Source organism: Pelotomaculum sp. PtaB.Bin117 (assembly GCF_002067195.1).
In the GTDB taxonomy this organism is placed as follows: Bacteria; Bacillota; Desulfotomaculia; order Desulfotomaculales; family Pelotomaculaceae; genus Pelotomaculum_D; species Pelotomaculum_D terephthalicicum.
The window spans coordinates 1-12,475 of record NZ_MVQM01000095.1; the positions used below are offsets into that span (position 1 = coordinate 1).

Below are 12,475 nucleotides of genomic sequence, written 5' to 3' on the forward strand. Positions count from 1 at the left end.
GGAGGAGTTGCTGGAGGAAATTACGGCCTACGGCCGGGGTGAACCGCCGGCGACCCGAACCCTGGAAGAGAAGCCGGGCCTGCCGGAAACAGGGGCGGTGCCTTTGCCCGTTATCCCGGAGGCGGCTGAGAATGCGGCGCCGGACGAGGTCAGGCGCTTCCTGCGTGACGAACTGCGCCGGGGCAAAAATGTCTATCGCCTGGCGCTGGAATTCGGCCGTGATTTTTTCCGGCAGGGGCATAATTTGAGCTACCTGCTGGAAGACCTGGCAGGCCTGGGGACCATAGCCGGGCTCAAGGCGGACTACCGCCGGGTGCCGGACCTGTCCCTTCTTAATCCCGAAGACTACCACCTGGTGTTCACTCTTTACCTGGCTACCGGGGAAGACCGGGAGACGGTGGAAGAGACCTTTGTTTTCGTAAGCAGCGACGAAAACAGGGTGGCGGTGAGGCCGGTGAGCGAGGAAGAGCTTAGTGGAGCGCCGCTTTTAAAATACCGGCCGTCCACCGGAGAGCCGTCCGTAGCGGGACAGGAGCCGCCTCTTTTCGGGCAGGGGTTCCTGCATGCCGTCATAGTGTTGCGGCAGCAGGAAAAGGCCCTGAGGATGGCTGAAGAAGATGTGTCGCCGGGGCTTTTGCCGGTGGTCCGGCGGGTCCTGGAGCGGCTTGCCGGCCGCGCCGGCCTTGCCTTTGGACAGTGCCCTGCGGCGGCCCCGGAGGAAGAAAAAGAGCAACTTCTAAAAACGACAGGCTCCTTACTGGCCGCCCTGGGAACTGAACCGGGCGTTCCGGCGGGGATTTCAGCCAGTTCCATAAATTCCCGTCTTGAGATGGCGCAGGCCGGCGCGACTGGTTCTTGTTCCCCGCCGGATACGGTCGCGAAAGGACAGTGGGGGGGCAGCGCGGTCAAGGAAGGAAGGCAGAGCGCCTTCAGGGTGCGGCGGGAGACGGCAGACGCCCTGATGAGCCTGTCGGGGGAGCTGATCATCGCCAAGAACAGCCTGCCCTACCTGATCAAGAAACTGGAGGCCCTGGGGATGGACGGGCAGGCCCGGGAACTGAAAGACCGCTACCTTTACCTGGACCGCATTGCCCGGGAAATACAAGAGCGTGTAATGGACGTATGGCTCCTGCCGGTCCAGGAGGTGTTCAGCCGGTTTCCCCGCTTCATCCGGGAGCAGGCCAAAAAGCTTGATAAAAAGGTGGATCTGGTTACCGCCGGGGAAGACACCCGCCTGGACCGGAACATCATCGAAGAGATTTACGAGCCCCTGCTGCACCTGGTGCGCAACGCCATGGACCACGGCCTGGAGGAACCGGAAGAGCGGCTGAGGGCGGGTAAAGACCCTGTTGGCGTCATCCGCCTCACCGCCCGGCGGCAGGGAGAGAGGATTATCATCCAGGTATCGGATGACGGCCGGGGTATTGATGTGGACACTCTGGCGGAAAAAGTCGTCTCCGGCGGGATGCTTTCCCGCGAACAGGTGGAAGCAATGAGCGCGCGGGAGAAGCTGAAACTGGTCTTCCTGCCCGGGCTGAGCAGCAAGGAGGAGATCTCGGACCTCTCCGGGCGTGGCGTGGGCATGGACGCGGTGAGAAACACGGTCAAGCGTCTGGGAGGGACAATGCAGGTGGAGTCAGCCCCCGGGCAGGGGACCACTTTTGTCGTCAGCCTGCCCTTTACCCTGGCCACCAGCGAGGTTTTGATGGTGCGGATCGGCTGCGGCATTTACGGCCTCCCACTTTCGGCAATCAGGGAAACCGTCCGGGTGGAGGAAAAGGACCGCAGGACCATGCGCGGCCGGCCCGTGGCCCTGCTGCGGGGGGAGATCGTCCCGCTGCTGGAAAACAGCCTGTATTTGGAAGCAACTGCCTCCTGCCGGGATGAGACAGTCCTGGTGGTGCTGTGGCAGAAAGCCGCATTACCTGTGGACACCGTGCTGGGCAAAGAGGTGATCATCGTGAAGCCCCTGACCGGGGAATTGAAAAGGCTGTCCGTCTTCATGGGCGCCGCGGTGCTGGGGGACGGGCGGGTGCTGCTGGTGCTGGACCCCAACGAACTGGTGCGCCTTTCCTTTGGTGACCGGGACAAGGAGGGAATTATTCATGCGAATGGAAATTGATCTGCCGCTGCTGCTGCCTTACGTGGAGAAAATCAGACAAAGGCTCCTGGACCAGGCTGCCGGGGTCCGAAGGATAGTGTTTACTGCTCCGGGACTGGATGCTGCAGGCCTGCAGCTGATCGTCGCCCTGCAAAAAGAATTTCCTCACGTAGCGGTGGAATTGGCGCCGGAGGGGCCGGGGGAAATTTTCAGGGAGCTCTTGGCGGGGGAGGTGCGTCCGGGTGTATAAAATTCTGGCGGTGGACGACTCTCCCACCGTGCTCGCCAGCATCAAGCTGGCCCTTGAGCGCCGGGGGTATGAATTGCATACCTTCCAGCGGGCGGACGAGGCGTTAAAGCAGCTAAACAGCAAAAAGGCGGACCTGGTTATCACCGACCTGAACATGCCCGGTATGGACGGTATAACCTTTATCCGGCAGGTGCGGGCCAATACGACTTGCCGCTTTACACCCATCGTCATGCTGACCACCGAGTCGCAGCAGGCCAAAAAGGAAGAGGCCCGCAGAGCAGGGGCCACCGCCTGGATAACCAAGCCCTTTACCCCGGAACAACTGGAAATGGTACTTAAAAAGCTGCTGCGGTGAACACCTTGTGAAAGTTTACACCAGGCGATTCCCATCCTCCCGCCCGCACATTATATAATATTACAATTACCGTTTCAATTAAAGCTAGGAGAGTGTTTAATTAATGGGACTAAAGTCCTATTTACATTAGGATAGAAGTTTTATATAAATTAACAGATAAGTACAAATATAGTGAAAGCTATATGCGCAAAGCTGCGGGTCTAAAGTGCCGGACTTGCACTAAGACGGCCGGGTTGCCGGGAAAGTTAATAATCATACCGACAGACACCCCGGTTGGCCGGGGTATTATTTTTGCTTTTAGAGGTTGATTAATAATGCAAGACGCAGAGCTTATCAGGGAATTTGTAGAAGAAGCCGTCAGTCATGTAGATGTTGTTGAAGTTGGCTTGTTAAAATTGGAAGAAGGCGGCGGGGATACAGATATCATTAATAATATTTTTCGCGCTGTACACAGCGTCAAAGGTACGGCAGGTTTTTTTAACTTGAAAAATATTGTAAACTTATCCCATGCCATGGAAAATCTGCTTGGGGAAGTAAGAAACGGCAAGTTAAAAGTGAAAAATGAAATGGTCGATGTTTTACTGGCGGCTAATGACAGTCTAAAAAACCTGATTATAGATGTGGAAAACAGTGATAATATTGATATTTCAGGGCATTTGGCCAATATATCGGCCAATATGAGCGGTCATGCCGGCGCAGGCCGGCAAATAGAAGTTATTAATGAACGGATGTCTGTAAATGAGCAGCCAGACGAAGAGGTTATCATTGCAGATGGCCGGGAATCAGCTATATTGGACGCTGTAGAGCGTGGACAAAGGGTTTTTAAGATAAGCCATAAAATTGACAAGGAGGTTGCGCTGAATTACGACCTGCCTGCTGACTTTATAAAAAAAATTGAGTCCATCGGCCGGCTTATTGGTTATGCAGATAATGATTTTCTTATTACCACGGTGTTGGAGAAAAGTTTGGCGGCTCTGGCCCTGGATATCCCGGAAGAAAATATTATTGAGTTGGATGTCAATGACGGGTTGGACGAACTTGCCCGGCTCATGGATAAAGGAAGCAATAGTTCTCAAACAGAGAAAAATGCCTGCCAACCTGATGTAAGACCGGCGTTGCCCGAACAGGCTGATTTTGACGCGGCCACTGCCAGCCCGGCTGCTGCCGGCTTACCGGTATCTGACGGAGCGCCGGATGGAACGAAAAAACAGCAGGTAGTGAGCATTGAAGACACAATCCGGGTTAACGTTTCTTTGCTTAACGACTTGCTGAATCTGGTCAGTGAAATGGTTCTCGGGAGAAACCAGCTGTTGCGCATACTTGGGGCTTACCGCAAGGAGATCACGGGTTTGAATGTTTTGTTGCAAAACATCGACAGCATAACGACCGAACTGCAGGAAAAAATCATGCAAACACGTATGCAGCCCGTGGCAAAAGTATTTAACAAGTTTCCCCGGATCATTCGGGAATTATCCAAAAAAATGGGTAAAGTTATTGAATTGCGGATGGAAGGTATTGACGTTGAACTGGATAAATCCATTATTGAAGCCCTTGGCGATCCTCTTACCCACCTGGTGCGCAACGCGGTTGACCATGGCGTTGAAACACCGGATGTGCGGGAAAAAGCCGGTAAATCCAGGGCTGGCGTCATTATTCTGAAAGCCTACCACGAGGGCGGCCATGTCAATATTGACATTATTGACGACGGTGCCGGGATAAATGTCGAGATTGTGAAGAAAAAAGCTTTGCAAAATGGGCTCATCAGCCCGTCGGAAGCTTCTCAGATGGGAGAGCGCGACCTGCTGGCGCTGCTCTTTCGCCCGGGTTTTTCCACTGCCGAAAATGTAACAGACCTTTCCGGCAGAGGTGTTGGGATGGATGTGGTCAAAACCAACATTGAAAAACTGGGCGGTGTCATGGAAATTATGACTAAACCGGGATTGGGCGCCACCTTTCGCTTGATCCTTCCCCTCACCCTGGCAATCATTCCTTCGCTGATTGTTGAAGTGGCGGGACAGAAATTCGCCCTGCCCCAGGTAAATTTGCAGGAAATGGTACGCATCAAACCTGGCGACTTCTCACGAAAAATCGAGATGATTCGTGATTCATGGGTAATGCGCTTGAGAGGCAAGCTTCTACCAATTGTTCACCTGGCTGATGTGCTGGGTTTGCCAAGGTTCTTTGATCCAAACCAGGTTATCCGGACACTGGTGATCAAGAGCGGCTCCAAACGCTTCGGCTTGATTGTCGATCTCATTCACGACGGCGAAGAAATCCTGGTCAAACACCTTCCCAGGTACTTGAATGATTGTCAGTGCTACTCCGGGGTAACGATCCTGGGCGATGGCAAGACTGCGATGATCCTGGATCCGGAGGGTATTTCCAACAAGGCGGGCTTAAGATTCATTAATGAGAATCAGGAAAAATCTGCTGTGGACGCATATGCCAAAAGCATGAACGAGCGGCAGAACTTGCTGCTCTTCAAATGCTCCGGGTCGGAGACCTTTAGCATAGATCTTTCAATGGTGGCGAGAGTGGAAAAAATTCAGTCGGACCAGATTGAAAGAATTGGTGACAAGGAATTTATCCAGTTTAGGGGTGAAGCGTTGAGACTCATCCGGCCTGAAGACTACCTTCCCGTTACCCGTGTGGAAAAGAGCAATCAAACGCTTTTTGTTATAATCCCCAAACTGGTCAGACATCCTATGGGCATCCTTATCGAAAAGATCTACGATACTATAGAAGCAACGATTCAGTTTGACCGGGAGGATGTTAAAGCTAAAGGCCTGGTTGGTTCAGCAATCTTGAACAACCGGATCGTACTCATTATCAATATTTATGAGCTTTTTGAAACAGCTTCCCCGGAGCACTACCAGCCGGGCGACGGCATGCTGGAAACCGAAAAGAAACAAACGGTGCTGCTGGTAGAGGACACTCCGTTTTTTATCAAAATGGAGAAAAAGTATCTTGAGTGGGCGGGCTACCATGTTCTGACAGCGTATAACGGCAAGGAAGCATGGGAAACGCTCCAGGAAAATCATGTTGATGTTGTGGTAAGCGACATCGAGATGCCGGTGATGGACGGTTATGAATTAGTAAGCCGGGTACGCGCCGACAGCAGGTTTGCCCGGCTGCCGGTGGTTGCCGTTACTTCCAAGGCTGATAATCGCAGTATAAAAAGAGGCATGGACGCCGGCTTTGACTATTATGAGATCAAACTGGACAAGGAAAAATTATTGAAAAAAGTAAAGCTTGCTCTCGAAAAAGGGAATAAAGTAGTATAACATGGTAGTGTAGCATAATATGGATGAGGCAAAGAAAATGGAGAAAGAGCGCGGTAGAGGTTTCAGCTATGCGGTTGACGGAAAAAGCAAGATATTGTCTTTCTATCTCTGTGAGAATCTCTTTGGCCTTGATATAACAGCGGTAAAAGAAATCAACCGCAATATCGAATACACACTTGTACCTGACGCGCCGTCCCATATTATCGGTTTATTAAACATGCGCGGGCAGATAGTCACCTTGTTTAATCTTGCCAGGCTTATGGGGTACGAACAGGAGAACAAAAGGCGGTCAACATGCATTATCTTGAAAAACAAAGCAGACAACCCCGATTACGTTGGTTTTTTGATTGACCGGCCCGGTTCAGTCATCGATGTTGACGAAGATATTTGCGAGTCGCCTCCGGCAAACATGGGGAGCCTGGAAAATAAGTTTTTAAGCGAAGTGGTCAAGCTCAAGGATGAGCTGTTGTTAATCATTAATTGGAAAGCGATCATAGAAGTTTTAGGAAAGAAAACTGAGAGACAATCCCATTACTACCGGAAAGAGGACCTGGTGGTCAGGCGGATACAGGAATTAAAAGGCATGCGCATTCTGGTGGTTGAAGATAGTCGAATCAACCAGAAAATGATCCGGGAAATTCTGGAAGGGTCGGGAATAGTGGTGGAAACCGCTGATAATGGTCTAGAGGCGGTTCGGAAGGTTAATGAAACAGCCATTCCCTATGACGCTGTGCTTATGGATGTACAAATGCCGGAGATGGATGGTTGCGAGGCAACCCGGGTAATTCGCGGTAACGCCGATTACGCTAATCTGCCAATTATTGCCATGACTGCCGACGATATGGACGAAACCCGGGAGGCTTGTCTAGCTGCCGGTATGAATAGCTATATAACTAAACAGTTTAATATTAATCAACTGTTCGATGTCCTAACCCGGGGGAGCAAAGCCGGGACGATGATAAAAACGGAAGGAAACACTGCCTGGAGAGGTTTACCTGAGCGCCTCCCCGGACTAGATGCAGAATCCGCTTTGAAAAGACTGGGAGGCAACAAGCGGCTTTATATAAAACTTTTGCTGGATTTTATGCGTGAAAACAAGATGGTTTGCTCAGAAATCCGGCACCACTTGGAAAAAACAGATCTGAACCAAGCCCGGCAATTAGCGCACAGGCTAAAAGGTGTGGCAGGTAATATTGGAGCGAAAAAAGTGTTCGAGGCGGCAAAAAACCTGGAAATTAGCGTTAAACAGGAGAGGAAAGAGCAGTTTGCTTCTCTGCTGAATATCCTGGAAAATTCCCTTGCCTCCTTGTTTGAATTTATTGCCGGCCTGGAAGCAAACCAGCGGCAACAACTACCGGATTTGGTTGAAAAAACGGCGCCGTTTGATCATGCAGATCTGGCGCCTTTACTGGCCAATTTGTTTGAACTCTTAAAAAATAACAATATGGGTGCCAGCAGGCAACTAGCTCTTGTCCGGCAACATTTAAAGGGTTTCGATAGAAATATTATGGATAGCCTGGAAGATGCCATAAATAAACTGGATTTTAGACATGCCTTGTCACTTCTTGAATCAATTGTCCAAGCTTTAAAAATCACTTTATAAAGAAGGATCAATTAAAGGTAATGGTTGTGGACAATGCAAGACAAAAAATTCTCATAGTTGATGATATGCCGGCAAACATCATTATTTTGCATGAAATATTACAGGACGAGTACGAAATATTTTTTGCGACATCCGGAGCGGACGCTTTGGCAATTGTCCAGGCGGAAAAACCGGATCTAGTCCTGTTGGACATAATAATGCCGGGAATGGACGGGTACGAGGTTTGTGAAAAGCTCAAGGCTGATTTTGAAACGAAAAACATTCCAGTTATTTTTGTAACAGCGATGGGTGAAGTGGAAGATGAAACTAAGGGGCTTGAAATCGGGGCGATTGATTATCTTGTTAAGCCCGTCAGCCCGCCGATAGTGAAAGCGAGGGTGAGGAACCATCTAAAGCTGAAAAGGTATCAAGATATATTGGCAAATTTATCGTTAATCGATGGTTTGACGGGTATTGCCAACCGGCGCCATTTTGACGAGGTTTTTGACAATGAATGGAGGCGGGCGCTGCGGGCTAGTCAACCGTTATCAGTTATTATGCTTGATATAGATTTTTTTAAAAAATACAATGATTTCTATGGTCATCTAGCAGGAGATGATAGCCTCCGGCAGGTGGCGGATGTTTTAAAAAGAACGGCGTGCCGGGCCGGGGACCTGGCGGCCCGGTATGGGGGCGAGGAGTTTTCTGTGGTGTTGCCGCTGACAGATGTAGATGAAGCTTTCAATATTGCGTTAAAAATGCATAATAATGTGCGATTGCTTGGAATTCCCCATCAGCAATCGGAAGTGAGTGATATATTGACTGTAAGCGCCGGAGTCGCCTCGATGATACCGCAACAAAAAGTATCCCCCGACATTTTAATTAAGGAGGCAGATAAAGCGTTATACAAAGCAAAATATCAAGGCCGGAACAGGGTGATCAAAGCGTTATGACCAGACGGGCGCCGGACCTCCGGACGGCTTATACCCAAGCCATGCCGGAAATGCTGGATATTAGGACGCCGGGTTGAAAAAGGGGAGGGTATTATTGAAAAGCATTAAGTTAAATAATATCAACAAAAGTATTAGATTTAAATTAGTCCTTGTTTATATTGTCACACTTGTAGTGGCATTGGTGGTTACAACCGTTATTGACTATGATAAAAGCCGTAAAATATTAATTTCCAGCTTGGAAGAAACCCTTACTTCTTTAGCCGTATCTTCCAGCAATGAGGTCGCCTTGTGGCTGGAAGGCCGGAAGTCCGAAGTTGCCGCGTTGGCCAATACGCCGTTGATTACTTCCGGCGCCGATGAGGCCAAGCTGGCCTTTTTAGCCGCGGAAACCCGGCGCAATAACTTGTACGAAACTTTTTTTATCGCCGACGATAAAGGCGATTACATAATAACTTCAGGCGCGCCGGGTAATGTTAAAGACCGTGATTATTTCAAAAAAGTAATGCTCGGAGAAACAGTTGTTTCCGATCCGGTGGTTTCCAGGGCCACGGGTAAAACTGTCATCGCCGTGGCTTCCCCGATTAGAATGGCGAACGGAACTACCGGCCTCTTGGGGGGAACTGTCCTGATTGACGATCTTTCGAAACGGATCGACTCGATAAAAGTGGGTAAAACCGGCTACGCTTATATGGTCCAGGGAGACGGGCTGGTAATAGCTCATCCTAATAAAGATATGGTCATGAAATCAAATTTGATTAAAGATAGCAGCCTGGATATCAATTTGAGAGAAGCAATGCAAAAAGTTGTCAGGGGAGACCGGGGTATTAGCCATTATACTTTTGACGGTGTTGATAAATATGTCGCTTATACGCCGGTGCCGGGGACAAACTGGGGTATGGCCATGACGGAATCCATGGCGGAACTCTCGGCCAGGCTTACTTCCCTGCCTGTTTTCACTTTATTGGTCGCATTAATTATCGCGGCGCTCACCGTAATCATTTCTAAAATTATGCTGACGAAGATGATCAGCAGTCCCATAGAAAATATTCAGGAATTGATGGCTCGCGCCGAACAAGGTGACCTGACCGTGCGCGGTCAAGTCCTGTCAGGTGATGAAATCGGGCAATTGACGGCTTCTTTTAACTGCTTTATTGAAAAAATACAGCAGATGATCCGGAACATTTTGGAAAGCGCTGTCAGCTTCAACAAGTCGTTGAGCGACATGTTCAATATCGCCAGTACCATGGCGGCCGGCAGTGAAGAAATGGATGCCAAAACACACAATGTAAACAAGGCTTTGGCACAAATTACAGAGAGAATTGAGGGCACCGCCAGCGCTTCGTCTGACACGAGCAGCAATATTAATATGGTTGTCTCCGCCGTGGAAGAGATGTACAGCACTATCCAAAAGCTGGCCGCGGCGTCTGAACAAGCTTCAGTAAGTGTGGATCAGGTAAGTGTAGCTTCAGAACAAATTGCCGCCAGTATCGACAAGATTTCTCATTCCGCTCAGGATATGTCTGCTTCAGTGAACAGTGTGGCAACGGCGGTAAAGGAAATCAATATATCCTTAAACGAAGTGAGTCTCAGTTGCGAACGTTCAACCCGGGTTACCGGCGATGCTGAAACCAAAGCCAGGGATACTAAAGAAATTATCGAAAAACTGACCAACTCGTCCAAGCAGATTGGCAAGATCATTAATGTTATCAACGACATCGCGGATCAGACGAATATGCTGGCCCTGAACGCGGCTATTGAAGCGGCCGGCGCCGGGGAAGCAGGCCGGGGCTTTGCCGTTGTAGCCAACGAAGTCAAAGAGCTGGCCAAGCAGACTGCCGAAGCGACTGATGAGATCGGTCAGCAGATCGAAACTATGCAGGCTAATATGCTTGGCGCTGTCAAGGCTGTAGAGACGATTACCCAAGTTATCGAAGAGATTAACGGCATCACCAATACCATCGCTTCCGCGGTCACGGAACAGTCGGCGACGACCGGGGAAATTTCAAAATCTATTATTTTATCAGCAGAAAAGGTGAACATTATTACGCGGGAAATTGTTGATGTGGCTGCCAACTCCCAAGACGCGGCCAATAATATTTCTGAGATTTCCAAAGGAATGCAGGAGATTGCCCATTCGGCAAATGAGATTTCCATCGCCGCCAACGATGTTGCCGAGAACACGTTGAAGGCATCCGATAAAGTTACTCAGATAGCCCGGGACGCCGCGGAAATATCCGAAGGGGCCGGTGAAATTGCCCAAAGCATGTCGGAAATCAGCCAGACCTCATCCGAAACGGCGGCGGGCGCTGAAGAAACCAGCAATTCGGCCAGAGGACTGGCGGATATGTTTGAAGAATTGGAGGCGTTATGTAAGCAATTTAAAGTGTGAGTAAAATCAAATCAATTGGTTGGTGAGCAATTGGAAAAGTTAAAAGTAATGGTGGTGGAAGACTCTTCATTCTATAAAAAAATCCTGGTCCAGGCAGTGGAAGATACAGGTTTGGGCTTGGTAGAACATACTGCTTCCAGTAGTTCCATCTTGTTTGAAAGGTTGAAGCAGCGCAAGATTGATGTGGTCTTGCTGGAATTTCGCATGCGGGAAATGAGCGGCATTGATATCTTAAAAAACCTTAGAATAGATTACCCGGATGTTTACGTTATTATGGTCAGCGCCGGTAAAGCCGGTAGCGTCGCGGGTACAGCCAAAGCCCTGGAGATGGGCGCTCTGGATTTTATTCTTAAACCAATGGAAGTGGACGCCAAAAGAAGTGTCATAATGATAAAAAACCGGCTGCAAGGGCTTTTTACCCAGATTATAACTGTTAAGTATACGACCGGCAACGCTTCCGCGGTTAACCTCGCTGAAACTGCAAAGCTTGCGTTTCAACATCCGCCAGCGCCTGGAAGACAGGTAGCGGAAAAAAAGAAATTAAGCGGAGTGGACCTCATTGTGATAGCCGCTTCCACTGGCGGACCTGTCGCCCTGGAAACTATCTGCAAAAAACTTCCGGCTGATTTTAATAAGCCGATACTTGTTGTCCAACATATGCCGGCGGAATTTACCAGGAAATTGGCGCAGTCATTGGATAAAAAGTGTGCCCTGCCGGTTGTTGAAGCGGAAGAAGGCGCGCTGGTAAAACCAGGACAGGTGATGATTGCTCCCGGCGGAGTACATATGACTGTGCAAACCGGCAGCGAAGCCGGTAGAACGTTTAAACTGAAAGCCGCGCCGCCGGTCAACGGCGTCAGACCTTCCGCCGACGTGCTTTTTTCTTCAGTGGCGAAGGCCTACAAGGGGAGGCGAGTACTGGCTGTTATCCTTACGGGTATGGGAAGTGACGGCATGCTAGGCGTCAAGGAAATGAAAAGAACATGCACATGTTACTGTCTGGTGCAAAGTGAAAAGACATGCGTTGTGCACGGTATGCCGAAAAGCGTGGTGGATGCGGGTCTCGCGGATGATGTGGAAGACATAGACGCAATCACGGCCCGCGTTTTATGTCTGGTTCGTGGTGGGAGTTAATATTCTGATGAGTATGCGTATATCTTCCGAAGAATTTCTGCTCATGCAGAATTATATCAAGGAACTGTGCGGTATCAACATTGCCAAAGACCAGGCTTATCTTATCGAAAACAGGTTGGCGAAACTGTTGGCTGATACCGGAGCCAAGAGCATTCTGGATTTTTATAAAACGTTTTGTGAGCATAAAAAAAGTAATGATATCTCTGAAAAAGTTATAGACGCCATTACGACTAATGAGACTTATTGGTTTAGAGACAGGACTGTATGGCAGATTCTTGAGGAAGTGCTTCTTCCTGTTTATATCAAGGAGATTAGTGAGGGAAAACGTTCCGGAGTGAAAATTTGGAGCGCCGCCTGTTCAACAGGGCAAGAACCATATTCTATCGCCATGTGCATAGATAAATATTTGGACCGGCAGGGAATTAAG

The 12,475-nt window shown here is 49.5% G+C and carries 9 protein-coding genes and 1 riboswitch; all 9 genes read left to right on the forward strand.

Translation table 11 applies throughout. From position 1 onward, the window contains the following. The coding region (locus A4E54_RS06345) for a chemotaxis protein CheA (protein ID WP_286725107.1) at window positions 1-2,122 on the forward strand (2,122 nt) is incomplete at its 5' end. Continuing rightward, window positions 2,106-2,351, forward strand: a complete 246-nt coding sequence (locus A4E54_RS06350; RefSeq protein ID WP_286725110.1) for a hypothetical protein — start codon at window positions 2,106-2,108, stop codon at window positions 2,349-2,351. The genes A4E54_RS06345 and A4E54_RS06350, both read left to right, overlap by 17 nt. Continuing rightward, window positions 2,344-2,706, forward strand: a complete 363-nt coding sequence (locus A4E54_RS06355; protein ID WP_286725111.1) for a response regulator — start codon at window positions 2,344-2,346, stop codon at window positions 2,704-2,706. The genes A4E54_RS06350 and A4E54_RS06355 overlap by 8 nt, the downstream gene beginning before the upstream one ends. Before the next feature lie 151 nt (window positions 2,707-2,857). Next, window positions 2,858-2,947, forward strand: a riboswitch (cyclic di-GMP riboswitch). A 73-nt stretch (window positions 2,948-3,020) separates the two neighbouring features. Then, window positions 3,021-5,990: a hybrid sensor histidine kinase/response regulator gene (locus A4E54_RS06360; RefSeq protein ID WP_286725112.1), complete on the forward strand. Its 2,970-nt coding sequence runs from the start codon at window positions 3,021-3,023 to the stop codon at window positions 5,988-5,990. A 37-nt stretch (window positions 5,991-6,027) separates the two neighbouring features. After that, entirely contained in the window at window positions 6,028-7,593 is a 1,566-nt protein-coding gene (locus A4E54_RS06365; protein WP_286725114.1) for a response regulator, read from the forward strand. Window positions 7,594-7,613: 20 nt separating this feature from the next. Then, window positions 7,614-8,525, forward strand: coding sequence for a diguanylate cyclase (locus A4E54_RS06370; RefSeq protein ID WP_286725116.1), 912 nt, complete (start codon window positions 7,614-7,616; stop codon window positions 8,523-8,525). Between the two features lie 94 nt (window positions 8,526-8,619). Next, a complete protein-coding gene (locus A4E54_RS06375; RefSeq protein ID WP_286725118.1) occupies window positions 8,620-10,914 on the forward strand; it encodes a methyl-accepting chemotaxis protein in 2,295 nt (764 codons plus the stop codon). 30 nt (window positions 10,915-10,944) lie between these two features. After that, window positions 10,945-12,048, forward strand: a complete 1,104-nt coding sequence (gene cheB, locus A4E54_RS06380) for a chemotaxis-specific protein-glutamate methyltransferase CheB (RefSeq protein ID WP_286725120.1) — start codon at window positions 10,945-10,947, stop codon at window positions 12,046-12,048. Window positions 12,049-12,055: 7 nt separating this feature from the next. Beyond that, window positions 12,056-12,475, forward strand: a 420-nt coding sequence (locus A4E54_RS06385) for a CheR family methyltransferase (RefSeq protein ID WP_286725122.1), incomplete at its 3' end; no start/stop codon positions are given.

Excerpts from the sequence above, each read along its gene's own strand:
- A4E54_RS06360 (WP_286725112.1), top strand. The coding sequence starts at position 3,021 with ATGCAAGACGCAGAGCTTATCAGGGAATTTGTAGAAGAAGCCGTCAGT.
- A4E54_RS06350 (WP_286725110.1), top strand. The coding sequence starts at position 2,106 with ATGCGAATGGAAATTGATCTGCCGCTGCTGCTGCCTTACGTGGAGAAA.
- A4E54_RS06365 (WP_286725114.1), top strand. The coding sequence starts at position 6,028 with ATGGAGAAAGAGCGCGGTAGAGGTTTCAGCTATGCGGTTGACGGAAAA.
- A4E54_RS06370 (WP_286725116.1), top strand. The coding sequence starts at position 7,614 with ATGGTTGTGGACAATGCAAGACAAAAAATTCTCATAGTTGATGATATG.